The sequence below is a fragment of the Acinetobacter sp. CIP 101934 genome (assembly GCF_000369585.1).
Taxonomy (GTDB): Bacteria; Pseudomonadota; Gammaproteobacteria; order Pseudomonadales; family Moraxellaceae; genus Acinetobacter; species Acinetobacter schindleri.
The window spans coordinates 1,232,155-1,257,889 of the sequence record NZ_KB850094.1 but is presented as its reverse complement, the minus strand read 5'-3'; the positions used below and the strand labels follow the sequence as shown (position 1 = coordinate 1,257,889).

Here is a 25,735-nt window from a genome sequence, read left to right as displayed (position 1 = left end):
TGAATTTTTCAAATAGTTTCATTTTTTCCCACCTTTAATGCCCTGGTGCTGCTGGGATAATTTGAAGTTTTTAAAATAGTGGCTTTCTGCTGCCAGTGGCTTCATGTATTCAACAAGCGATTTCAGATAGTGCTTATGATTGTTTTTCATACATCAAACTCCTCTTGTATGATTTCTAGCACTTCAATCATTTGCTCTTTTATTTCTGCCATTGAGAAAACACAGCCTTCCTCAATCTCAATAATTAAACCGACTGCAACATCGTAGATATTGGCTAACCGCATTTCGTCATCAGTCATAGGTTGGCTATCGGCTTGAGTTTCAGATTTAAAATCTATAATTTCGCTCATGCCGCCACCTCTTTAATAAGCTCATACCGTGCATGTCTACCAATGCCTGAATTATTGCGCTCGTAGTGGGTCACAATGTCGTAACCTGCATTTCGTAAACGCTGAATAATTGCGCTCAGGCGGTAGCAGTTGAAAAGGTCGATAGCTTCAGCCTGGGAAATAGTTTTGCCTTGCTTGAGGTGTGCCAGGACTTGCTTTAATTGAGTGCTGTTCATGCTTCAAACTCCCCAGCTCGTTCTGCTTTTTTTAGCTCCAGCCATTGCTCCAGCTCTTTAATATCGAAGAACACTGGGGCTTGTTTGCTGCTACCTAGCTTTATGGGTTTTGGGAAGGTGGGGTCTTTGAGTTGCAGTTTTCGCAAACCATCAGCAGTTAGGCTTAGTCGAGTGCATGTTTCTGATTTTTTGATAAGCATTTGAATGTACCTGTGTATAACTTCGTTTGAAGTGGTACATCCCATTATTCACATATACGAATTAAAGTTACTCTGAGAAATTCACTTTTTATTTGGAGTAATTTTTTTATACCAATTATCAGCGATTTTTTTAAGCTCCCAAACCTCGGAACGATTGATGCTATATTTTTCTGCCAAGTGATAAGCAAATTCATCATTTGTGCTTTGCCCTGCTTTTTTAGCATCATCAAAATCCTTTTTAATTCTCCAGGGCAGCTTCCTAATTTTTCTTAACTTCTCGATACGCTGCCCTTTTTTTAATACACTGCCAAAAATATCTGACCAATCTCTAACTTCATAGCTAGTAACATCTCTAATTCTTTTCACTACTGCCCCGGATAACCACTTAGGCATAATTAAATTATGCTGTGCTGCTATCTGTATCGCATAAGCCAAAGCCAGCTTATCCCCCTTTTCATATTTTATTTTTTGCTCATGTATTGCACTATAACCAGCAAAAATCATTAAAGGGTCGATCATTATATCGTTTGATTCGCATTCATATTCTCTAAATGGCTCCAGTAATGGCTGAATGCTCTCAGCGTCATATTGTGAAAAATCCAACTCTTTAAATAAGTTAATAGCTTCAAGCATTCTTTTTGCTTCTTGGTCATTCATCTCTCACCCCACCATCCGATCCAGTTCATCTGCCCACCACTGCATGATTTCTATACGTTCATCAAAGTGCTGTGCCTTATCATATTTACCCTTTACGCCTTTTTTGATGTGACCTAGACACGCTTCAATGACCTGTGACTTGTCACTAAATTTATTATTTAATGCGGTGCTGGCAATATGTCTAAAACCATGCGGATTCTGTCGCCCTTGATAGCCCAAGCGATTTAACGCAACATTAAACGTCATGTTGCTTATCGGCTTTTCTAAACTGTCACGGCTAGGAAATAAAAACTCTGATTCTGTTTTATAGGTGTATAACTCTCTGAGCAATTCAACTGCCTGTCGTGGCAATGGTACAGCGTGAACAATACCTGTTTTTGTTTTCTCGGCTGGCTTAATCCACTCGGCTTGATCTAAATTAAAATCATCCCAAACGGCTTCCCGGAGTTCTGAGGGTCTAGGGAATAATAGCGCCAACAACTCTAAACCTATTGCCACTGGTCTTGATGGGTGCCGCCTAATTGCTTTTATTAATCTGCCCACTTGATCAAGTTCAACATATTTCATATTGCCCCTGTCGCCCTTGTTTAAAAACTCTGTCATACCATCAAGAGGATTAGATTCGATCTTGTTTTTAAACTTGGCAAGGTTATATGCGCTTCTACAATATGAGCGCAATTTCTCAACCTGCGTATAAATGCCTAAATCTTCCTGTAAACCTCTAAAAAAATCTAACCATTCATGCGGTGCTATTTCTAAATAGTTGCGCTCTCCAAACGCTGGAATAATGTGCCTATTGATTGACTTCACTGCTTTGTCATAGGTGACTGTATCCCAATTGCCGTCCTTAGTTGCAAGCCAGTCATTCATCAAAACACTGAATAATAAATTTTCCTGTTCAATCTTGTTTTGTTTAATCTTCTGCTTGGTTTCAAGCTGCACCCCAGCATAGATATTTTCCTGAAATTCTGCCGCCTTTTTTCTAGCAACAACCGCCTTAATCGCTGGATATGAGCCAATGCTCAACCATGACCATTTACCATTTTCTTTTTTATATCTAAACAACCATGATTTTTTACCGCTTGGCTGTACCCGAAAATATAATCCGTTAGCATCTAATTCCCGATATTCTTTTTCTTCAGGTTCTAATCCATCCAATACGGCTGGTGATAATGGGCGCTTCTTTATTTCGCTTCTTTTCATAACCTTGTACACATGAGTTATATTTTCAACAAAGTGTACATGACTGTGTACATATTTTTAAACTATAAGCGAAGTTATGTATCTTTAAGAAAAGCAATAAAAAAGCCCTAAATCATTATAATTCAGGGCTTTATTTACTATATGAAGCTATGTAACAACATATGATTTTAGTGTCTTGGTAGGTATATCCAGACTCGAACTGGAGACCTCTACGATGTCAACGTAGCGCTCTAACCAACTGAGCTATACACCTAGAATGTTACGCATATTATAAATTTTTGAATCTTAAGACAAGTTTTTTCCTTTATTTTTCAGTGTATATGCACATTTTTTAAGCAAGTATCTGAATTTATTAATATCCTTTTGGTCAGGCTTATAAGCTGAAAATTGATTTCTCTCATAGATTTGTATAGCTTCATAAAAAGACGTAACCTGATCTGAGCTTAAGGAAGCTGATATTCGAAGCATCCACTGTTTAAATGTTTCAGCCGGTTGCTTACGCATCTGAATAAGCAGGGAACGATTAAGCTGCTCTATGGCTAGCTCGAATGGTGAATTCTGTCTTCGCTTTTGAATATAAATCCATAAGAAATAAGATGCGATCAAAGATGCAATACCTATTATAAGTATCCACACAGCTGCATAAGCAGAGTTCAAGCCAAGTTTAGACATCCAGCTGCGTTGTGAATCTGCATTATAACCGACCACCTTACTTTGCCACTGATAACTGGCATAGTCACTCCATATCCTCAACTTGGTCATAAACTGATATTGCTGTGTTGTCCATGTTCTACCCTCACCTAAAACTGCTGAATTTTCAGACATCAAGTTTTGCATACCATTATCAATACGTTGTGGGGCAATAATGGCAGTAGGATCAATCCGCTGCCATTGCTGGTTCACCCAGACTTCAGTCCAGGCATGCGCATCCATCTGGCGCACTTCCCAACTCTTACCATCAGGTGCGAGTGAACCACCTTGATACCCCGTGACCACACGTGCTGGTATTCCTGCATAACGCATCAGCATGACAAAACTGGAGGCATAATGTTCACAGAAACCACGGCGCGCATTAAACAGAAATTCATCCACCCGGTTTTGGCCTAATGTTCCTGGAGTTAAGGTATATACAAAATTATTCGCCCGGTACCAGTTCAACACATTTTGGATATAGCGCTGTTGACTACCCTCGCTCTGTTTCACTAAATTTGCCGCCAGTGCCTGAGTTTGAGAATTATATTGAGCAGGGGTTCGGGTATTTATATATTGCAGATAGTTAGTATTTAAATTAGGCTGCTCTACTTCTGTTCCTACCCAGCGAAGCTGAACAGGTTCCACGCGCTGAGTTAAACGACGCGGTACAATTCCCCAATCATAACGGTTATAATAACGACGCTCTAAAGGGACTGATTTATCCAATCCCATCACCCAGAGTACGGACGGATCTGAAGCCAAATACTGATAATCCCAGCCCGATGCCAATGAGGCAGAATCATTCTGTTGGCGGATTTGTGGCTGCTGATTGATTGCACTACTGGTCCAGGTTTGACCATCATATTCATCTAATACCAAGGCACGCCAGTATAATTCTGCACGTGGAGGTAGCTTGCTTACATCGCCTATAATTCGAAATGCTAATGCACTCGACTGAGATAACTGTGCAATATCCCCCGGAGACATCCTGTCACTAATTCCGGTGACCCCTTTATTTTCAGGAATGGGGATATGCCACATCGGTGGCAAACGTGGAAAAAAGATAAAGAGTAAAATAAAAAATGGCAGTGCATAGAGTACAAATTTGCCGACATGTTTAACATCTTGTTTTAATGCGTTCTCCTGAGCCTGTAAATCCTGCTCAAATTCACCTACCTGAATACGATATAAGCCAATGAAACAGCTTAGTAAGCACAGCAGAATCCCAAAAGCCATGATAAAAGACTGGCTATACAGGAAAGTACTCGCCGCCACAAACAGGGCAAAGTTAAATAAAATAATCAGGTCACGTTTAGTACGGGTTTCAAAAGCCTTGGCAAATAAGAAAGTGGAGAGCACGGCAACACCTGCATCTACACCCAAAAAACTTTGATGCGTAAAATAAATAACTGCAAGTGCTACGACTGTCAGCAACAGGGTCCATTTTTTAGGAAAAGTCTTTTGCTTTCTCAGATTCAGCCAGAGCAATACCAGCATCAGGGCAAAGATGATGCTGAGTCCTGCAGGCAAATAACTCACCTGTACAACCAGAATTAAACTGAGACTGAGCAAAATGGCTGTGCGGATATTTGCATTCATCATGTCTATCCTCTTAAGCCTGTGCCAATAAGAGTTTGGCCTGATGCATCTGTTCAGCGCCATAACCTGAAGCCAGTTCTACATGGGGCAAATGCAGGCTATAGGCCAATTGCTGTTGTTCACATTGTTCGACCAGCCCCATCATCCATTCCAGCTTTTCTTCATGCGATGGGCTTGGCATATGTGCATAATGAATCTCTATACTGTGCTGGTTCTGATATTGTTCAAAAACCTTAATATATAAACCCTGCCCACGCGCTACCTGTTTCCAGGAAACAGCCTGCAATGATTCCCCTGCCTGATAACTTCGTAGTTCTCGAAACTCATCCATTTCTGGCTCAAAACTTGGCAAATGTTGCTTATTTTCAGCAGTCGAATACTGGGCTTTCGGTGCTACCCAGGCAAAGCGCTGGTGATAAAGATAGGTCCAAGCTCTTACCAGTCCAAAAGGATAGACTGAATAAATCTGGATTGCTGGATAAACAAACTTTCCACGCTGTTCAGCATAAAAGGAAAGGCTAAATTTTTGCCTGGTCTGATTGACCAATACCTTATAAAGCTGTTCACCTGCCTGAATATACAGATATCGTGATTGTGCGACCGGTTGCTGAAAATGGAAATGCAGATTCAGGTCGTGTCCCACCTGCCCGATTTCATCTGTAAGCAGTTCGATACTCAATCCGTGCAGCTGTTTAAAAGTCAGATAAAAACTGATACACAGCACGGCACTGATCAGAAAGCAAAAACCTAGAATCAGGTTATTGGCATAATTTACACCTGCAATAAAGGTGATGAAAATGAGTACCAGATACAGATAGCCCTGCTGATAGATAAAGACCAGCACATCACGTTGTGAGAGCTGTTTTTGCTGTGCAAACTGAAAACGTTTACTTAACCAGTTCTGCCAAAACTTTCCCAAGATCTGGCTCCTAGCTTATCGCCACTTGCTGCATGAGATTTAAGGTTTCTGCCTCACTCAATCCTAAACGATGCGAAGCCACTGCCACAAACACAGCCTGTACATCATCCGGTGTGACGAAAGCACGATTCTCAATCAAAGCATGTGCTTGAGCTGCCCGTTTCAATGCCAATAAGCCACGTGTTGATAATCCATAACGGTTTTTTCGGGTTTCTTCAGTCAGATCTAGCAAATATTCCTGTATGGGTTCGCTGATATAGATTTGATTGACCAGTCGCTGCAGCTCTAAAATTTGCTCCTCACGGAACACATGCGCCAAGGTGGCAATCAGGGCAAAGCGGGATTCTTGCTGCAATAACAGTTTTTCTGCATGTCGGGATGGATAACCTAAAGATAAACGCATCAAGAACCGATCTAGCTGGGATTCTGGCAAAGCATACGTTCCGCTCTGGAATAATGGATTCTGTGTTGCAATCACCCAAAATGGTTTAGGCAAGGCATAACGTACTCCATCGACTGTCGCATAACCTTCTTCCATCGCTTCCAGCAAAGCACTTTGGGTTTTGGGGCTGCAACGGTTAATTTCATCTGCCAGAAGAATCTGGGTAAAGATTGGACCCTGTTTAAACTCAAATTGATGTTCTTTCTGATTAAACATGTTGATGCCAATTACATCGCTGGCCAGCATGTCATTGGTAAACTGAATCCGTTGAAACTTTAAGCCGGCAAGATGAGATAGACTGCTTGCCAATGTGGTTTTACCTAAACCCGGCAAATCTTCAAACAGAACGTGTCCACCAGCTATCAGGCAACACAATGCCAGTCGGGTTTGTGCCTGTTTATCCAGCACAATTGCATTAATTTCTTTAAGGAATTTTTCAATACTGGGAGCATAGCTGGCAATCTGCTGTTCAAGCTGAGTATTTATGTGCGCTATATCATGATTTGCTTTTTGCTTTATGCCCCACATCACAAATTTTCTCATTAAAATAGATACTTGTAATTAACATACACTGAATTTAAACCGCACTAAAGATCAATAATATATCTTTACACTGAGTCATTTACCTAATCATCAGAAATATTCAATAAAAAACAGTTTATTTAAACGTTTTAATCTTGCTAATTAACTTTTCTCAAGTTAGAAGCTGATTGAAATATAGTTTAATCCTTCAATAAAGATAAATTGCCTCAAGCAATCTAATTGGGTTGCTCTACATTTCCAAAGTTATGAAATGAATTGATTATTCATATTTTTTACAGGTATAAAAGCCATATCTTAAAAGTATATTTTTGAGTTATTTGTATAAAGTTTAAACTTGATGATAAATATAAATCAGCGCATAGACTTGTATAACCATCTAATATTTAATCTCTCTAGATTTTATAAAATGTAAAAAAAAGCGCCCCGAAAGGCGCTCTTTTTATTGATTCCTTAACATGGACATTTTTTCATGCCACCGCCAGCAGAGGGATAACGTGCATCCACACAATGACGATAGAAAGTTTTAGCATCCATCGCTTCCAAATCTGGATGATGTTTTTTCATATGTTCCAGATAGGTCTGATAATCCGGCACTCCAACCATCAAACGGAAACTCTGCTGCAAACGTTGCCATAGCGTCGCAATACGTGACCAGTTTTTCGGGTTCAGGATTAAATCCTTTTGCGACATGACGGTCATTTTAATGATCTTGTAGATCATCGCTTTTCCACCTTTGGCAAATTTCAGATTCATACCAGTTTCCTTAGTGATGTGCTGTAGGTTTGATCTCAGCAGGATCGCGATAAATCGCTTCAGCTTCATGTACAGTTGGTTCCGGATTTGCTAAAGCACGGCGAATCACACCAATTGCAGCAAACAGCATGACGAAAGCAACAATCATAAAGAAAGCACATAGACCCGCATTGATCTGATTCGACAATGCCACTGTGTGCATCTCAGCCACGGTTTTTGCTGGTGCCAGAATTTCATTATTGGCAATTGCCGTGTTAAAACGGTCAGCTTGCGCAAGGAAACCAATCTTCGGATTTTCGTGGAAAATCTTTTGCCAGCCTGCAGTCATTGAGGTAATGAACAGGAATACAGTCGGAATAATCGTCACCCAGACATATTTCTGCTTTTTCATCTTGAATAGAATCACAGTACCCAGAATAAGTGCCATTGCAGCCAGAATCTGGTTACCGATACCAAACAGTGGCCATAAGCTGTTAATCCCACCGAGTGGATCGACCACGCCTTGATAAACGAAGAAGCCCCAGCCTGCAACTGCAACCGCAGTACCCAACAGGTTTCCAAAGAAGTTATGCGATTGTTTTACTGCAGGAATCACGATACCCACGGTATCCTGCACCATAAAGCGACAGGCACGAGTACCGGCATCAACAGCAGTCAGGATGAATAATGCTTCAAACAGAATCGCAAAGTGATACCAGAATGCCATCATTTCACGGCTATTGAAGATTTCGGTAATGATATGTGCCATACCAATCGCGAAAGTCGGTGCACCACCAGTACGCGACAGAATCGAGTTTTCACCGACTTCCTGCGCCAGCAAAGTCAAGGCTTCAGGAGTTACTACGAAACCAAGGGTTCGTACTGCTTCTGCTGCACTTTCTGCCGTAGTACCAAGTAATGCGACTGGCGAGTTAATCGCGAAGTAAATGCCTGGATCCAGAATCGCAGCACAGATCAGGGCCATGATCGCCACAAAAGATTCCATTAACATACCGCCATAACCGATCATACGGATATCGCGTTCGTTGTTGACCAGCTTTGGTGTGGTTCCTGATGAAACCAGTGCATGGAAACCGGAAATCGCACCACAGGCAATGGTAATAAACAGGAATGGGAACATGGAACCTGCAAATACAGGACCAGTACCATCAATAAATTTGGTAATTGCTGGCAGTTTCATTTCTGGCATCGCGAACAGAATACCAATCGCCAGACCCGCAATCACGCCAATTTTCAGGAAGGTAGATAAGTAATCACGCGGTGCAAGTAGCAACCATACCGGCAATACAGAAGCAATGAAACCGTAGATAATCAATGCCCAAGTCAGTTCAGTACCTGACAAAGTAAAGAATGGACCCCAATATGGATGTTGAGCAATAGTTTCACCGTAGATAATGCCGAGCATCATCAACACGAAACCAATAATGGAGACTTCTGCGATTCGTCCTGGTCGGATAAAGCGCATGTAAATACCCATAAATATTGCAATCGGAATCGTCGCAGCAATACTGAATACACCCCATGGGCTGTTGGTTAAAGCTTTGACAACGACTAGCGCCAATACCGCCAAGATGATAATCATCACGCCTAAGGCACCGAGCATGACAATAATACCGGCAAAAGTACCTAGTTCCTGTTTGGCCATTTCACCAAGTGAACGACCATCGCGACGAGTTGAAATAAACAGGACCAGAAAATCCTGAACTGCACCGGCAAGTACCACACCGACTAATAACCAAATGGTCCCAGGCAAATAACCCATCTGTGCTGCCAGAATTGGCCCCACCAGTGGGCCTGCACCGGCAATCGCGGCAAAGTGATGACCGAAAAGCACCCCTTTATTGGTGGGTACATAGTCCAGACCATCAGCCAGACGATGGGCAGGCGTTAAACGGCGTTCATTCAGTTCAAAAACTTTATTGGCAATAAATAAACTATAAAAACGGTAAGCAATGCTATATACACAGGCAGCTGCCAGCACCAGCCAGACCGCATTGACATGCTCTCCACGGCTAAGTGCAAGAATCCCAAAGGATACTGCCCCGACAATGGCTACAAGGAGCCACATAATTTTCGAAGTCATGCTCGACTTCTGTTGTAAAGTTTCCATTCAATCCCTCATATCTGTTGCATTTAAATCAGCGTGATTCTTTTTGTTCGAGGTACTGCTGTTTTCCCTTGCGACTTTACGCCTGTTCTTTTTTGTTGCCTCTAAGACTTTGGCATAAAAAAGGGGATGATTTTCATCATCCCCTTTGATAATAGTCTATTTTCAGACCATTATGCACGTTCTAGGTATTCACCTGTACGCGTATCAACACGAACTTTATCTTCTTGCTGAACAAATAATGGAACACGTACTACCGCACCTGTTTCCAGTTTCGCTGGCTTACCGCCACCGCCCGAAGTATCACCACGTACACCTGGATCAGTCTCAACGATTTGCAATACCACAAAGTTTGGTGCATTCACTGTTAAAGGAACGCCATTCCAAAGCATGATGGTACATTTTTCATTAGAGTCGTCTTTTAACCATTTTGCTGCATCGCCCATCGCGATTTTGTCTGCTGCAATCTGTTCAAAAGATACTGGATCCATGAAGTTCCACATTTCGCCATCATTGTACAAGTATTCCATTTCTACTTCTACGATGTCAGCAGCTTCTAGTGAGTCACCAGACTTAAATGTTTTCTCTAACACTTTACCTGATTTAAGGTTACGTAATTTTACGCGGTTGAAGGCCTGGCCTTTACCTGGTTTTACGTATTCGTTTTCCATGATTGAACATGGGTTACCATCAAGCATAACCTTAAGGCCTGACTTGAAATCATTCGTAGAATAATAGGCCATGACTGGCACACTCCAAACTTACTAACTTTAATCTATTGATGCTATGGGCTGTTGCAATGTCATTTAGCAAGTCTGACACGAACATGTAGTTGCCACATGCACATTCATTTAATGTTGCGTATTCTAAATGACCAATACACCATGCCGCAACGAAAAATTCCTATTTAACAGACCTTCACTGACTAAGTTACAGTCAGACATATCAATGAACAAATTATTCAGGCCCTACCATCTGCTGATCATTAAGACAAAGCTTTATATAATCTGCTCAACTAATATGTCAAACTTTATCCAATACAAGCACATTCATACTATATATAAACTGTTAAACTAATCGCTTCAGCTTCATCGCTTCCACTTTTACTTTTATTCTTCCCACATGACAGACTTTTTCTATCAGGAACAAAACTGGCAGTCACAACTGAGTGACTTGATCACAAATCCGCAGGAATTATTACAACAACTGACACTCTCACCTGAGCAGCTACTTTCTGGCGCAATTCTGGCATCAGAACAATTCAAGTTACGGGTACCACGTGCTTTCGTTGGCAAAATGCAGACTGGTAATCCACTTGACCCCCTGTTACTGCAAGTCCTGCCACATCATCTGGAACTGGAAGAGTATCCGGGTTTTGTTACTGATCCTTTGGGTGAAGAACAGGCTAACCAGCAGCCAGGCGTCCTGCATAAATATAAGTCGCGTTTTCTGCTGACCCTGACCGGAGCCTGTGCGGTACATTGCCGATATTGCTTTAGACGTCACTTTCCTTATCAAGAAAATTTACCCAAGAATGAAGATTGGGAAAATATTAAAAGCTATCTGCAAAGCCAGCCAGATATTAATGAAGTGATCCTGAGTGGTGGTGATCCACTCACTCTTTCTAACCGGAAATTAAAACTCTGGATTGAACGTCTGGAAACTTTAACTCAACTTAAATTCTTAAGAATACATTCACGAGTTCCGATTGTAATCCCAAGCCGAATCGATGACGAGCTGACAAGCATGTTAAAAAACAGTAGGCTACGTATTATTCTGGTGGTACACTCAAATCATGCATCTGAGCTGGATGATTACACCTGTAGCAAACTGAATCAGTTGGTTCAGCAACAGATTACCGTATTTAATCAGGCAGTGTTACTCAAAGGAGTAAATGATACTGCACCAGTTTTGGTCGATTTAAGTTATCGCTTGTTTGAAGCCGGAGTGATGCCGTATTATTTACATGTACTTGATAAAGTAAAAGGGGCGCATCATTTTGATTTGTCACCTAAGCATATAAACGAGATTTATACAGAAGTTTTAGCGAACTTACCCGGGTATTTGGTACCTAAACTTGTTCGGGAAATTGCGGGCGAAAAAAATAAGACACCGCTTTTTGGGGTTTCAACATTTTGAGTTAAATAATAAATGAGTAAACATAATTCAGATATTTTTCAAACGCCGACGGAACTTAAACTGGATCAACTGAGCTTTTGTCCAGCCAATGTAAAAGCCTTGCAGGAATGGGTGGCAGGAATTTCGATCCTGCAACTGGGGACATCCTCCAAGTCCTTGTTCAGTGCCCTACTGGAAATCTCTGAACTGAAGTGTTCTGAAACCCTGCGTTTTGACCTAATTCAGGTACTGCATCCGACTCTTGAAAATGTACTGACCAGCCTGGAAAAACACTTTGTTAATCAAGGCCTGATTACTACTGACCGTAATGACCAGATTATTGAACTGGCAATGCTGCTGCGTAGTCATTTTGCCAAGGCCTATATTGATATTGCCAAGCGCTGTAATCATGAGCTGAATCACAGCAGTTTTTCCTTATTTAAACTGGGAAAAAAGAAAAGTCTGACCACAGCACGTATGGTTTCGATTTACTATGCCTTACAACAGCTCAGCCTGCTGCTGTATCAACAGCATATGCTGTATGGCAAGCCAGTGATGGGCCAATGGCTTGCAGCTCATCAGCTGCTTGAAATTGCAATGCAAAATAATTTCCATCAGAGCAATATCAATCAGGTCTTGGGTACTCAGCATGAGCTACAGAATATTTCGAATGCGTATGCACAGCTGATCCTGCTGGAAATCTTCAATACTCATCAAATCCGACCGGCAGAAATTCAGGGATTGTATCTTTGCAGTTTTGACTGGGCCAAACTGGTTCAGGTTTTACCTAAAGAGACTACCCTGTCCCGCTATGCAGTCGATAGCAGCAAAGACTTGCCACCGGTATATAACTCGCGTCTGAATGATCATTTCAAGCCGAGCATATTTATTGCCACTCAGAACCTGATGGAACATCTGGCGGGTACACAAACCAAAAATGCCCAGTATCTGTCGCGTAATGAGAAATTGTTCCTCACCCCAGCGCTGCATTTTCATATTTATAACCTGTTGACCACAACCATGGAACGTCGTCATGAGCGTTATGAATACTCAGCGCATATCAATATCTGTTTTGGTTTGTCTGCTGCACATTTCTATCTGTCTCAGGGCAAAAACTTCCATGAAACCCTAGATGTTGAAGGCGGCTATAACTTCCAGAGTGAAAGTAGCTTTATCAGTGCATCAGAAAATGCCGTACCAGGTTCATTTAGTCATATCAAAGCCTTAGATCGTGAAGCCAAGCAGATTCACCATGCCGAAGTGCTGGACATCAGCGTCAATGGTTACCGGATTAAGTGGACCGGCTTTACCCCATCGAATCTGAAAACCGGCGAATTTATTCTGGTTCAGGAAAATGCCCAAAGCCAATGGCGTGGTGGTGTGATCCGCTGGATCAAACAGTCAACAGAAAAAAGTCTGGAACTAGGCTTGGAAATTCTGGCGCAAGACCTGTTCCCATGTGCAGTTTATGCACGGACCGACCGTCATCTGAAAAATTATCAGCCAGCTTTACTGGTACAGATAACCCAACTAGATCAGATTTCGAATAGTGTTATTGTGTCAGGTGTACAGATGTTTAGGGAAAAACAGACGATTCACCTGCGTGTTGATGGTCGTGAAATAAAAATCTATCTGACCAAAGCACAGCTGATCACACAAAGCTTTATTCGATTTGACTATGAATTATTGAATGATCAGGAAGAACAGATCATTAAAGGCTTTATTCACAAGCAAATGAATGAAATCAATAATCACGACTTATGGGAAGCATTGAAGTGAGAAATCCATTATTGTCTAAAAAGTTAAAACGTACAGAAACACGTTTACTGATTATTGATGATAATCAAATTAGATTTAACCAGATTCGTGATCTGTTGACCGCCAATGAATATCAGGTGGATGCAGTTCTACTGGATGACCTGCAGAACTTTGAAAAGCAGTTGAATTTCAACTGGGACCTGATCATCTTTGGCCGTGCGTATGACCTGAAATATGAACAGGCACTCAGTCTGGTACGCCTATCGAAACAGCCAAACTTGCCGATTCTGCTGCTTAAACCTGATGACTATCAGGCTAATCAATATACCGGTTATATCCAGAAAGGTGTGTATGACATTTTGAATCTGGAATATCCAGAACGCTTTTACCTCGGTCTGGTACGTGCCCTGTCTTTCAGCCGTCTGACCCAGTCGCAGCAACATTTAATAGAAGAGCTGGAAACAGTACAAACTCAGGCACAATTACTGGTTGAGGACAGTAACAAAGCGGTAGCCACCATTCAGGAAGGCATTCACATTCAGACCAATGAAGATTACCTGAAACTGTTTGGCCTGAATTCTGAAGATGACATTATCGGTTTGCCTTTACTCGATCTGTTACAGCCACAAGATCTAAACGAATTTAAGACCCGTTTTAAGAAAATTTCCCAAGGTCAGTTCGAGCTGGGTGGTTTTGAAATTCATTCAACCAATCCAAAGATTGCTGCAGTCAACCCCCTCAAGCTTGAGTTCCTGGCTTCTACCAGTGAAGAAGATGCTTTACAGCTAACGATTGATACTGCGAAAACTCAATCTGCTACAACAACTGAAAAAGCAGCAGTCAAGCCAAGTACGTTACAATTACTAAAACGCGAGCTGAACCGCGAGCCTGCCAATGCCAATGCATTGATCACCTTCTCTTTTGCTGCTTATGAGTCTCAAATTCTCAATGCAGATTGGGCGATCTACACAGGCTACTTCCATGAAGTTAAGAACTTCCTGAAAGAACAGGTTCGTGTATCGCTGTTTAAACTGGAACATGATGTCCTGGTCGGTGTCATTCAGGCCGATTCTCAGGAAATTCTGGAATCTAAACTGATTGGGTTAGCTGCATTAACCAAACCGCAGTTGATTACAGTCAATCAGCAGACCTGCTCTCTGAACTTACGCATCGGTTATACCAAACTCGACGGTGAACTACATGATGAGGCACAGCTGGATCAGCATATTGCTCGTGCCTTCTCTACACCATTACCTCAAGCACAACAGTCTTCCGAATTTGTGCTGGATATTCCATCGGATATGCTTGCACCTGCAGAAGCTGTTCCAAGTCTGGAGTTCAGTATTGCCGAATCAGCTGCAGCCCAGTCAGCCTCTAGTCCAGTATCTGCACCAGTTCCAACGCCTGTAACACCAGCTACAGCCGCAGCACCTGTAGCGATGCCAGGTTCAATCCTGCATGCACTGCGTCAATGCTTGGAGCGTGGCGAAATCCATCTGAAATATCAGCAGCTGTATGACAAGGAAGATAGCAATCTGTATACCTATGAGGTTACCAGCGGTTTTATTTTTGAAAATAAATGGCAGGATATTTCCAAGCTGCTGGAACTGCGTGAAGATGATGAACTTTCAATCAAGCTAGATCGCTGGATTCTGGTTGAGTCTTGCAAGCAACTGCATAACTTTATCACCCAATATCCTGAAGCCCGCTTGATCGTAAACCTGAATCGTGCCGTGCTCTTCAAAGACCGTAGTTTTCCTGAGTTTATCTCCAAGCTGATTACGATTATTCGCAGTAAATTAAAGCATCCTCTCACTTTACAATTTGCTGAAGAGGATCTGATTCTGAACCGCGAGGATGCGCAGAAATATATCCGTATTCTGCGTGACCATGGCGCAGAGATTGCAATTCGTGAATTCGGCAATTCGATGTATAGTGAAACCTTGCTCCGTGAAATGGATGTAAATGCCTTAACGATCCATCCACAGCTCACTGCACAATTGAATTCCAACACCGAGGAACTTCAGGAAAAAATCACTCGATACCTGGAAATCAAACCGGTTTATCTCCTGTTACGTGAACTGAATGATATGACTTCTTTTGCTAATGCTTGGAATGTCGATGCACGCTTCATTCAAGGTGATTACTTCCAGAAAAAACTGGATCATTTAATTGATGTACAGGAGCGCTAAGCTTCTGTAAAAAGCCTGAATATTGTAAATCCACAAATTTCAGGCACAAAAAAACGGGCAATTTGCCCGTTTTTTTCATTTTGGGTATTAACGTTTAACAGAACGTGACATACCAGCAAAACGTTGTTTGAACTTGTCGATACGACCGCCAGTGTCAACGTTCTTTTGCTTACCAGTGTAGAATGGGTGGCAAGCTGAACATACGTCTAGGTAAAGCGTTTCTTTACCAACAGCTGAACGAGTTTCGATTACGTTACCACATGAACAAGTAGCAACTAGTTTTTCATATTTTGGGTGAATATCGGCGCGCATGGTCGATTCTCCATAAAGATCAAGAAGGTTTTGCTGTCATCGCAATTGATCACTCTCAGAAACTGAGAAAAGGCCAGAATCAAATTCAGGCAGATCAACACCACAACAGACCATTCTTTTGGCCCACCGAGACGGATACCGTCAGAGCTAAGCACAACAAGTTGGGCAATATTATACGTGAAACAAATTTAATAAGCGAATTATTCTTCAGTTTTAACTGCAACCTGTTTGGCCCACATATTGGCAACAATGCCGCAAACCATCAGCTGAATCTGATGGAAAATCATGATCGGCAATACAATCATGCCAATTGGCTGACCAATAAACAGAATTTGTGCCATCGGCACGCCGCTGGCTAAAGTTTTCTTGGAACCGCAGAAAAAAATAGTTTTCTGATCCGCTTTATCAAAACCAATCCAGCGTGGCACAAACAGGGCCAGCAGCATCACCAAAGTCAGTAAGACTGAGCAGGCAATAATGAGCAGTAATAAGGTCGATAAGCTTACCTGATGCCACAGCCCTGCCACAACAGCACTACTGAACGCGCCATACACCACCATGAGAATCGAACCCTGATCAAAAACCTTAACAATTTCTGGCATTTTCTTCATTTGTGGAAATACCCAAGGACGCAGAATTTGTCCAAGGATAAACGGCACCAGAAGCAGTAAAGTGATCTGCATAATGGATGAGGTGGGATCAAAACCATGTTGTGACTGACCCAAAATAAAAAAGGCTACTAATACCGGGGTAATAAACATACCGACAATATTGGAAAATGAGGCACTACACACTGCACCGGCGACATTACCCTGTGCCACTGAAGTAAAGGCAATCGAAGACTGTACTGTTGATGGCAGGAAGCACATAAACAGGAAGCCCCAGTACAGCTCCTGACCCAATAACGGAACCAGGACCGGCTTGGCCAACAGACCAATTATAGGAAACAGCGCAAAAGTAAATGCGAACACCAAGGTATGTAGCTTCCAGTGCATCAATCCTTCAACTACGGCCTCACGTGATAACTTGGCACCATGCAGAAAGAATAAGATAGCAATAGCAATCGTGGTAATAGATGAAAAGACTTCAGCCGCCTGTCCTGATACCGGAACAAAACTGGCAAGTATCACCATTATAAAAAGCAGTATAGTAAAACGGTCCAATGCCAATAACTTAAGCATATCCCTTCATCCCTTAAATTTTATTGTTTGATATAAAAATGCCCGGCTATCTTAACAGATACCGGGCCCAGGCTATGCACTCAGATTGATGTAATCTTTTCATCTACACATGAATATATTTCATATATCATGCTATCTAATTAACACTTAGTTGTTACGTGCGTTGTGGTCCTGCTGAATCAGTTCAATTTTATAACCATCTGGATCTTCGACAAATGCAATAACGGTTACACCGCCTTTCATTGGACCTGCTTCACGAACCACCTTGCCGCCACGAGCCTTGATTTCTTCACAGGCTTTATAAGCATCATCGACTGCAATCGCAATATGGCCATAAGCATTGCCAAGTTCATAACTGTCTGTATCCCAGTTATGTGTCAGCTCGAGCACGGTATGGTTCTTTTCATCACCATAACCTACAAATGCCAGAGTGAAACGACCTTCTTCATAATCACGCTTACGAAGTAAAGTCATACCAAGCACTTCAGTATAGAAATTTAATGACTGTTCCAGATTGCCTACACGTAACATGGTATGCAGCATGCGCATATTATTCATCCTTATTGCCAGATTGTTGTTGGTGTTCACCGAGTAATTTTCCAACCCAGACCACTAAAATGAGAATCGGAATCCCGATCAATGTGGTCATCAGGAAGAAGTTCGGATAACCGATATTGGTGACTATAGTACCTGAATATCCCCCTAAAATCTTAGGGGTTAGTGTCATAAGTGAGCTAAAAATCGCATATTGGACTGCAGTGAAAGATACGCTGGTCAAGCTGGATAAGAAGGCAATAAATGCTGCACCTGCCAGACCGGCAGCCAGGTTATCGACGATAATCGCAAAATACAGCCAGGCATCGCTATATGGCTTGATTACCTTGCCTGTCACTTCAATATCAGTATTACGATTCACATCCACAGGAACCAGTGGCTGGATATCGATATCAAGCATCTTGGTATTTTTAGCATCATTGCTCGTCTGATAGACATGTGTCACTTGCTGAACAGCTCGCTCATCCTCTATCAGTACCGCACTGATTAAATGCGCTGGCGCAGATTTCAGTTTTTCTGCTGGAATAGCTGTACTAAACACACCCTGTTCTTCCAGCTTGGCTTCAAAACGCTCATCATTCAGTTCATAAATGATCTTCTGATTATCTTGTAAAGCTTCACCGACATATTGACCACGAACCACAATACTCCCTTCTTCATTAGCATGAAGGGTATTGTCGCTGGTAATTGGTAGAATCTGCAGCTGTGCATTACCTGAAGTCTGCAGCAAATATGGCATGGACAGGCTAACTGTACTATCAGTCGTATTAGCATTGGCATAAGCCGCCTGAACCTGAATCTGCTTGGCATCAGCCAGTACCTGTACTGGTACTTTCACTTTCCAGTAACCGACTTCATCCGTGTCTGCCTGATAGCGTTGCTGTCCAACCTGAATATCTACCGGATTTAGCTGTTGCCCGGATTTAACCAAACCAATAAAGATCAGATTGGTAGAACAGGCCAGAATGGCACCGACAAACATCAGCTTCATGATATTCATTTTCTGGGCCAATAATCCTCCCAGGAAACCACCTAAGAGGGAAAAGATTACCCCATAAACCTTCACTGCTTCAGCAATCTGCTCCTTGCTAAAGTTCATGTCCTGATAGAACACATTGGAAATTACACCAGCAATAATGTCTGAAACACGATAAAAACCAATCAGCAATAACAGGACCAAAGCCAGTTTTAGGCCATAGCGCTTGAAGAAATCCGCAACCGGATTGACCCAGGTTTCATAGGCCATTTCCCGATTCACCGCACCCAGTTTCACCAAGGCGGTACCCACACCAAATGCGACTGCACCAGATCCGATAAAACGCAAAGATTCAAAAGTAAATAATGCAAAGGTATCCTGAATGGCAAACTGTTCAGTCAACATGCTCACCAGATTACCTGAATATACATAACTCAATACAAAGCTGATGACCGCGACAAAAAACACCCCGACCAGGCGGAAATAATCACTGCGCACATAGTGTTTACGCACACGATCGACCTGCGGTTCACGGATTGATAACGTCGTGATAATCCCCACCAGCATTACAGCCGCCATCGCCAGATAAGTCCACTTCCAAGCATCATAAATATAGTTACCTTTTGCGGTACCTAAGTAAGCAGCAAGGAACAATGCGCCCGCACCAGCGACAATCATACCAATACGGTAGCCTGCGTTATAAGTTGCAGCCAGCACGGTCTGCATCTGGGTTTCTGCCAGTTCAATACGGTAGGCATCAATCACAATATCCTGAGTTGCTGCGGAAAAGCCAAGCAAGACTGCACCAAGCGCCATCTGCTGAAGATGTAGTTGTCCTAAAGCCGGATCTGAAAAAGCCATAATACAGATCGCGCAGACAATCAGAATTTGTGCGATCAGCAACCAGGCACGACGTCGACCTAAAGCCCTAGTCAGGAATGGCACTGGTAGTTCATCAATCAGTGGTGCCCAGACAAACTTAAAGGAATAACCCAAGGCAGCCCAGCTAAAAAAAGTTACTGCACTTTTACTAATACCCGCTTCACCGAGCCAGAGAGACAGACTTGAAAAGATCAGGAGAATCGGCACACCGGCTGAAAAACCCAGAAACAGCATGATCAGCGCACGCCGATCCAAGAAAGCTGTAAAGGCGGATTTCCAACCCGTCGTTTGTGTTGTCATTGCTTTATTATTTTCCGCAAAAAACCAGTAGCTGCTATTCAATCCTTTAATACAGGATCTTTCAACAAGATTTACCATTTTCTCTGCATAGATCATTTTATTTTTTTACGTCAAAAGCGACATGTTGGCTTGAATTTTCCGGCTAATTCTGTATACCTTAAATCATTAATGCACTATTTCGTTTTGGACATCAACAGTGACCCAGAGACTCGATCAAATTCATTCTTCAATAACCGCCAATACGATTAACACTACCCTAACTGCACAACAAAACCATGCTGAACTATTAAAGACAGCATTTGAACAAAGCGAAATACAACCTACTCTTGAAAAAACCCGCTTGCAGCCCACGCAACTGACACATATTCCAAAACTGGATAAAATTCCGGCGTCGACCAAGCGTATTAAACCACTCAATAATTTTCTTGGTCAGGATCGTGCACGTGCCTCAGTTGAAGCCGGGATTGCCCTGCCATATTCAGGCTATAACATTTTTGCTGTCGGAACCGCAGGTCTTGGCAAGCGCACCATGGTCAAACGTCTGCTACAGCAACATGCCAAAACAGTAGCAACACCAAATGACTGGGTGTATGTTAATAATTTCCAGAATTCCCGCCAGCCGATTGCATTGCAGTTTCCTGCAGGTCAAGGTCCTAAATTTCAGGCGATGCTGCATCAAAGCTGGCAAACCATTCTTAAACAGCTGGAACGTCGTTTTACTGCGGAAACCTATTACAGCCGTATTGAGATGATCCGTCAGCAAACCGGTGATGAACAGCAGCAAGCGCTGATTGAACTGACCCGTGAAGGTGAAGAATTCGATCTAAAGCTAATCTCTCGCAATGATGAGCACTGTTTTGTACCGGTTCATCTCAAAGATGACAAGTTACAGGAAATGACACAAGATGATCTGAATGCACTGAGCAATAAAGATCGTGCTGAAATTGCATCCAACATGCGTTACATGGATAAAAAACTGGAACGCCTGGGCCTGCACCTCGGTGATCTGGAAGATGATGCCCGTGACCGTGTACAGGTACTCAACCGTGAGATTGCCAAACAGGTGGTTGTACCGCGTGTTGAACAGATGCTGGCTAAATTTAAAGATGTGGAAGGCCTGGATAAATATCTGAAATTCTATGCGGAAGACATCATTAATAATGTCGAGATTGTGCTGGAACAGGAAGAAGATGACTTTACTCCTGGCCTGTTCAGTCGTGTGCCGTCCCGTTATCAGGCCAATGTCATTGTGACATATAAACCAAACAGTGGTGCACCGGTGATCTTTGAAGATTTCCCAACCCATTACAACCTGCTCGGTCATGTAGAACAGTTAACCCAGAACGGTACGATTACCACTGACTTCACCTTGATCCGTCCAGGCTCAATGCATCGTGCCAATGGCGGCTTTCTGATGATTGAAGCCGAGCAACTCTTAGAACAACCGTATGCATGGCAAGGCCTAAAACGTGCATTGAAATCTGGTCAGCTGAAACTGTCTTCTTTAGAACATATGCTAACGTTAACTGGCAGTATTTCAATTGAGCCAGCGGCAATTCCACTTGATATCAAGATCGTGTTACTAGCTGAACCAGAGATCTATTATGAAATTCTGGAGCTCGAACCTGAGCTGGGCAGTATTTTTAAAATCCGTGCTGACTTTACAGATACATTACAACGTAATGACGAAAATGAGCAGGCTTATATGCAGCTCATTGCAGATTATGTTCAGGCAGACAAACTGTTGCCTTTTGACCGTTCTGCTTTGGCTGCCTTATTGACTGATTCAAGCCGTCAGGCTGAAGACCAAAGCTCCTTGTCATTACATGCGCTGACTTTGGGGGATTTGATTCGTGAAGCGCATCATCATGCCTTTAAAGCTGATGACAAAATGGTTTCAGAAAAACACATCAACACTGCCCTGGATCATCGCAAATATCGCTTAGGCTATTTACGTGAGTTATATTGGCAAGATCTGTCTCGTGGTACCCAGCTGATTGAGACACGTGGCCATCGTCTTGGTCAAATCAATGCCTTGTCCGTGATTCACTATGCGGATGTTGAATTCGGTTTACCTTCACGTTTAACTGCATCGGTCTATCAAGGTGGTGGTGACATTCTGGATATCGAGCGCAGCGTGGAACTCGGTGGTTCACTACATGCCAAAGGCGTATTGCTGATGGCATCTTTCCTGAAAGCGCATTTCGGTCGTGAACAAACCCTGCACTTCTCTGCAGCTCTGGCGTTTGAACAAAGTTACGGTCAGGTGGATGGTGACAGTGCTACTGTGGCTGAACTCTCTGCATTGATCTCAGCCATTAGCCAGCTGCCAATTGACCAGTCTTGGGCGATTACCGGTTCCATGAACCAGCTCGGTCAGGTACAGCCAATTGGTGGGGTAAATGCCAAGATTGAAGGTTTCTTCGATGCCTGCAAATTGCAAGGCTTGACTGGCAAGCAAGGTGTGATTATTCCACGTCAAAACATGCAGCATCTGATGCTGCGTAAAGATGTAATTGCAGCAGTTGAAGCAGGTCAGTTCCATATTCATGCGATTGATACCATCGATCAAGCACTGGAAATTCTAATGGCACGTCCAGTCGGTACCTTGGACAAGAAAGGCCGCTATAGCAAGCATTCAATTTATGCTGCGGTGATGGAGCAACTGGATTACTGGCAAGCTATTGAAGATGGTGCCGAGCTTGAGGAAGAAGAGCCAAAGAAAAAGAAAAAAAAGAAGAAAAAGAAAAAAGACAAAGCACCAGTAAAGGATATTCAGGCAGATCCAGATGCGCTTGCAGCAGCACTTGCGGCTGAATCAAAAGAACTGGAACAATCTGAAACCTCTGAGAATAAGGCAGAAAACTAATCCTGCCCTTTTCCATTTTAAGTGTTAAATTTCAGTCATAAAAAAGCGCTTCTCTGGAAGCGCTTTTTAACATCTGCAAGTCTAATAAATCTATTAAGCTTCAGGTGCCGGGCTGTATTGTTCAACTAAAGACTTCAATTCACCTTTCTGGAACATATCGAGCATGATATCGCTACCACCGATCAATTCACCATTGATCCACAATTGTGGGAAAGTTGGCCAGTTCGCAATAACTGGAAGAGTTGCGCGAATGTCTGGGTTTTCCAGAATATTCACATAAGCAAATGGACGACCAATTTGACTGAGTGCTTCAACCGCACGAGCAGAGAAACCACATTGTGGGAATTGTGGTGTGCCTTTCATATAAAGAAGTACTGCGTGTTTGGCAATTTGGTCACGAATTAACGCTTCTGTATCGCGTGCTTGTTCAGTCATTGATATATCCTCAATAAATCTGCTTCGCATTATACTCAAAATGAACTAAAACAGTATGTCTAAAATAATATTTCATGTTTTATTTACAATTCAGCTTTTATTCTGTTTGAGATTTTGCTTATATAGGTCCTGTCGTTATGTCTATATATGGCATCTATGACTTCAATTTTCAATCCACCTAACAGATAAGAGTTAGTCATGAAGAATATTACCCTTGCTCCTGTGCAAACTGATCAACCTTCACACTTGATGCCGGTATTTGGCCGTCAGCCGATCAGTTTTGTCCGAGGACAAGGTGCTTATCTTTATACTGAAGATGGTACTGAGTATCTAGATGCTCTGACCGGAATTGCAGTATGTGGGCTGGGTCATGCCCACCCGGTACTTGCTGAAGCAATTGCTGAACAGGCCACCACCCTGATTCACACCAGCAACCTGTTTGAAGTACCATGGCAGACTGCTGCTGCACAAAAACTGGCTGAAGTTTCAGGCATGGAAGAAATTTTCTTCTCGAATAGCGGTGCAGAATCCAATGAAGGTGCAATCAAGATTGCACGTAAATTTGGCCATATGCAAGGCATCGCTACACCAAAAATCATTGTGGCTGACCACTCTTTCCACGGTCGTACTTTGGCTACCCTCTCAGCGACAGGTAACAAAAAAGTTCAGGAAGGTTTCGGACCGCTGGTTGAAGGCTTTATCCGCGTACCATTTGGTGATATCGAAGCGATTCAGGAAGCAGCAATTAATCACCCTGACATCGTAGCTGTTTTCGTTGAACCGATTCAAGGTGAAGGCGGTGTCAATACTGCACCACAAGGCTTCAGCTACCTGGAAGAAATCCGTCAACTGTGCAACCAGCATAACTGGCTGATGATGTTGGATGAAGTTCAGACAGGTAATGGCCGTACCGGTAAATATTTTGCATATCAACATACCAACATTGTTCCAGATGTACTGACCACTGCAAAAGGTCTGGGTAATGGTTTTCCGATTGGTGCGGTGATGACCCAAGGACGTGGTGTTGGTGTTTTAACTGCCGGGAACCATGGTTCAACCTACAGCGGTACAGCACTAGGTTCACGTATTGTTTATACCATCCTTGATATTATGCAAAAAGAAAATATCGTGACGAATGCAGCAGAAAAAGGTGCTTATATCGTTGAGCAACTTTGTAGCCAGCTTGGTGATCAGAATGTCACTGTTCGTGGTTTTGGTCTGATGATTGGTATTGAATTGCCAAAAGCATGTGGCGAACTGGTAGATATCGCGCGTGATGAATATAAAACCATTATCAACGTAACTGCAGGCAATGTGGTACGTCTGCTGCCTACCCTGAACATTACTCAGGAACAGGCTGATCAACTGATTGAACGTCTGGTTAAAATGATTAAAGCATATCTGGCTTAATTTCTTAAAAGCCAGAAACATAAAAAGCCGCATCAAGCGGCTTTTTTAATTCTTTGCAGTTTATGATGCGATTTGCAACAAACGTCCGCCAGACAACTGGCCAAAATATTGTTTCAAGGTATCAAGACAACGGAGAATTTTTATAGGTTGTTGTTCACGTTTTGGCATGACTGCATATAGCGTAAATGGTTGTAATTTCCACTCAGGCAGGACTTCAATCAAAGAGCCGTTTATTAAATCTTTTTGTACATCCAGATATGACATGCGGGCAATGGTATTGCCATGCAGACACATCGACTTCGCCACAATACTATTATTGGTGTTTAGTCGTGAGCTCAGTTCAAGTTCAACTTTTTGGGCTGTATTGACATGCTGGAAATAAAATTGTTGATGATTGTTCAAATGACTGAGTGACAAAATGTCATGTTGCTTCAGATCATCCGGCTGTGTAATTAAAACAGATTGATTGATGTAACTCGGAGCTGTTACCAGAATCTGTTCAATCTGAATAAGTGGAACGACTTCAACATTGCTATCGTCGATGACTTGATCAAGGCGCAGTTCAATATCAACACGACCATCCTTCAGGTCAAGCGGTTGATCTTGTGTTTCAAACTGCATTGTCAAACCACGGTGCGCAGCCATCCAGTGCGACAATGCCGGAATCACATGCATTGAACACAGTTCTGCAGTTGCAACGATACGCAGGTCACCAACCAGATCATCACGTAGCTCATTGATACGGGCTTTGCCACGTTCAGCAGCGGATAACATTTCCTGGCAGCTATAGAAAAAAGCCTGGCCTGCTTCAGTCAAACTCAATTTTCGTGTGGAACGGTTCAGGAGAATCACTTCCATGTCCTGCTCCAGCGATCGAATCTGCTGGCTTACGGCACTGGTGGTAATACCCAGTTCACGTGCAGCACCGCTAAACGAGTTTTTCTCTACAACACAAGCAAATACGCCCATTGCTCGAAGTTGATCTAACATAAATTCCCCTCTAAACTTATGAGGTGCTTCATCCTTTGATAAAAGCAACTCATTGTATTATACGGTGAAATTTAGC

The 25,735-nt window shown here is 42.6% G+C and carries 23 protein-coding genes and 1 tRNA gene; 5 read left to right on the top strand and 19 right to left on the bottom strand.

Going from position 1 to position 25,735, the window contains the following annotated elements; genetic code table 11:
* Positions 1 to 18: 18 nt before the first annotated feature.
* The 13 genes from F899_RS15915 to efp form a co-directional block, all read right to left on the bottom strand.
* Positions 19 to 150 (bottom strand): hypothetical protein, encoded by a 132-nt coding sequence (locus F899_RS15915; RefSeq protein ID WP_005221560.1) that lies wholly within the window; start codon positions 148 to 150, stop codon positions 19 to 21.
* On the bottom strand, positions 147 to 350 hold the full coding sequence (locus F899_RS06345; RefSeq protein WP_005221557.1) for a hypothetical protein: 204 nt from the start codon (positions 348 to 350) through the stop codon (positions 147 to 149). The genes F899_RS15915 and F899_RS06345 overlap by 4 nt, the downstream gene beginning before the upstream one ends.
* Positions 347 to 565, bottom strand: coding sequence for a helix-turn-helix domain-containing protein (locus F899_RS06340; protein ID WP_005221556.1), 219 nt, complete (start codon positions 563 to 565; stop codon positions 347 to 349). Before F899_RS06340 ends, F899_RS06345 begins: the two co-directional genes overlap by 4 nt.
* Positions 562 to 765: a helix-turn-helix transcriptional regulator gene (locus tag F899_RS06335; protein ID WP_005221547.1), complete on the bottom strand. Its 204-nt coding sequence runs from the start codon at positions 763 to 765 to the stop codon at positions 562 to 564. Before F899_RS06335 ends, F899_RS06340 begins: the two co-directional genes overlap by 4 nt.
* 81 nt (positions 766 to 846) lie before the next feature.
* The gene (locus F899_RS06330) at positions 847 to 1,422 is read right to left on the bottom strand and encodes a hypothetical protein (RefSeq protein ID WP_005221545.1); all 576 of its coding nucleotides are present in this window, start codon (positions 1,420 to 1,422) and stop codon (positions 847 to 849) included.
* A gap of 3 nt (positions 1,423 to 1,425) precedes the next feature.
* A complete protein-coding gene (locus tag F899_RS06325) occupies positions 1,426 to 2,625 on the bottom strand; it encodes a tyrosine-type recombinase/integrase (protein WP_005221543.1) in 1,200 nt (399 codons plus the stop codon).
* A 176-nt stretch (positions 2,626 to 2,801) separates the two neighbouring features.
* Positions 2,802 to 2,878: transfer RNA gene (locus F899_RS06320), tRNA-Val, on the bottom strand.
* A 32-nt stretch (positions 2,879 to 2,910) separates the two neighbouring features.
* Complete coding sequence (locus F899_RS06315) at positions 2,911 to 4,920, bottom strand: transglutaminase TgpA family protein (RefSeq protein ID WP_004894110.1); 2,010 nt, start codon at positions 4,918 to 4,920, stop codon at positions 2,911 to 2,913.
* A gap of 10 nt (positions 4,921 to 4,930) precedes the next feature.
* Positions 4,931 to 5,836 (bottom strand): DUF58 domain-containing protein, encoded by a 906-nt coding sequence (locus F899_RS06310; protein ID WP_005221541.1) that lies wholly within the window; start codon positions 5,834 to 5,836, stop codon positions 4,931 to 4,933.
* Between the two features lie 10 nt (positions 5,837 to 5,846).
* Positions 5,847 to 6,806: an AAA family ATPase gene (locus F899_RS06305; RefSeq protein WP_005221539.1), complete on the bottom strand. Its 960-nt coding sequence runs from the start codon at positions 6,804 to 6,806 to the stop codon at positions 5,847 to 5,849.
* 465 nt (positions 6,807 to 7,271) lie between these two features.
* On the bottom strand, positions 7,272 to 7,574 hold the full coding sequence (locus F899_RS06300; protein WP_005221537.1) for a YbdD/YjiX family protein: 303 nt from the start codon (positions 7,572 to 7,574) through the stop codon (positions 7,272 to 7,274).
* A gap of 10 nt (positions 7,575 to 7,584) precedes the next feature.
* The gene (locus F899_RS06295) at positions 7,585 to 9,684 is read right to left on the bottom strand and encodes a carbon starvation CstA family protein (RefSeq protein ID WP_004894100.1); all 2,100 of its coding nucleotides are present in this window, start codon (positions 9,682 to 9,684) and stop codon (positions 7,585 to 7,587) included.
* Between the two features lie 170 nt (positions 9,685 to 9,854).
* Complete coding sequence (gene efp, locus F899_RS06290; RefSeq protein ID WP_004810438.1) at positions 9,855 to 10,424, bottom strand: elongation factor P; 570 nt, start codon at positions 10,422 to 10,424, stop codon at positions 9,855 to 9,857.
* Between the two features lie 379 nt (positions 10,425 to 10,803).
* Between efp and epmB the strand changes: the two genes are divergently transcribed.
* From epmB to F899_RS06275, 3 genes are read left to right on the top strand one after another with little or no spacing between them, the layout of a single operon-like run.
* The gene (epmB, locus tag F899_RS06285; protein WP_005221535.1) at positions 10,804 to 11,820 is read left to right on the top strand and encodes an EF-P beta-lysylation protein EpmB; all 1,017 of its coding nucleotides are present in this window, start codon (positions 10,804 to 10,806) and stop codon (positions 11,818 to 11,820) included.
* Positions 11,821 to 11,832: 12 nt separating this feature from the next.
* A complete protein-coding gene (locus tag F899_RS06280; RefSeq protein WP_005221534.1) occupies positions 11,833 to 13,578 on the top strand; it encodes a hypothetical protein in 1,746 nt (581 codons plus the stop codon).
* Positions 13,560 to 15,749 (top strand): EAL domain-containing protein, encoded by a 2,190-nt coding sequence (locus F899_RS06275; protein WP_005221533.1) that lies wholly within the window; start codon positions 13,560 to 13,562, stop codon positions 15,747 to 15,749. Before F899_RS06280 ends, F899_RS06275 begins: the two co-directional genes overlap by 19 nt.
* A gap of 87 nt (positions 15,750 to 15,836) precedes the next feature.
* Here F899_RS06275 and rpmE read toward each other — a convergent pair whose 3' ends face one another.
* From rpmE to F899_RS06255, 4 genes are all read right to left on the bottom strand, one after another.
* Positions 15,837 to 16,061: a 50S ribosomal protein L31 gene (gene rpmE, locus F899_RS06270; protein ID WP_004782616.1), complete on the bottom strand. Its 225-nt coding sequence runs from the start codon at positions 16,059 to 16,061 to the stop codon at positions 15,837 to 15,839.
* 200 nt (positions 16,062 to 16,261) lie between these two features.
* Entirely contained in the window at positions 16,262 to 17,242 is a 981-nt protein-coding gene (locus tag F899_RS06265) for a bile acid:sodium symporter family protein (RefSeq protein ID WP_005221531.1), read from the bottom strand.
* A 147-nt stretch (positions 17,243 to 17,389) separates the two neighbouring features.
* Positions 17,390 to 17,791, bottom strand: coding sequence for a lactoylglutathione lyase (gene gloA, locus F899_RS06260; protein ID WP_004894086.1), 402 nt, complete (start codon positions 17,789 to 17,791; stop codon positions 17,390 to 17,392).
* Position 17,792: 1 nt separating this feature from the next.
* Positions 17,793 to 19,955 (bottom strand): AmpG family muropeptide MFS transporter, encoded by a 2,163-nt coding sequence (locus F899_RS06255; protein WP_034434207.1) that lies wholly within the window; start codon positions 19,953 to 19,955, stop codon positions 17,793 to 17,795.
* A gap of 196 nt (positions 19,956 to 20,151) precedes the next feature.
* Here F899_RS06255 and F899_RS06250 point away from each other — a divergent pair, with 196 nt between their 5' ends.
* A complete protein-coding gene (locus F899_RS06250; RefSeq protein WP_005221528.1) occupies positions 20,152 to 22,824 on the top strand; it encodes a Lon protease family protein in 2,673 nt (890 codons plus the stop codon).
* Positions 22,825 to 22,917: 93 nt separating this feature from the next.
* Here F899_RS06250 and grxD read toward each other — a convergent pair whose 3' ends face one another.
* The gene (gene grxD / locus F899_RS06245; protein ID WP_004810457.1) at positions 22,918 to 23,259 is read right to left on the bottom strand and encodes a Grx4 family monothiol glutaredoxin; all 342 of its coding nucleotides are present in this window, start codon (positions 23,257 to 23,259) and stop codon (positions 22,918 to 22,920) included.
* Positions 23,260 to 23,457: 198 nt separating this feature from the next.
* Between grxD and F899_RS06240 the strand changes: the two genes are divergently transcribed.
* Positions 23,458 to 24,669 (top strand): aspartate aminotransferase family protein, encoded by a 1,212-nt coding sequence (locus tag F899_RS06240; protein ID WP_005221525.1) that lies wholly within the window; start codon positions 23,458 to 23,460, stop codon positions 24,667 to 24,669.
* Between the two features lie 60 nt (positions 24,670 to 24,729).
* On the opposite strand, the gene F899_RS06235 is transcribed toward F899_RS06240, so the two are convergent.
* Positions 24,730 to 25,659, bottom strand: a complete 930-nt coding sequence (locus F899_RS06235) for a LysR family transcriptional regulator (protein ID WP_005221523.1) — start codon at positions 25,657 to 25,659, stop codon at positions 24,730 to 24,732.
* Positions 25,660 to 25,735 lie beyond the last annotated feature (76 nt).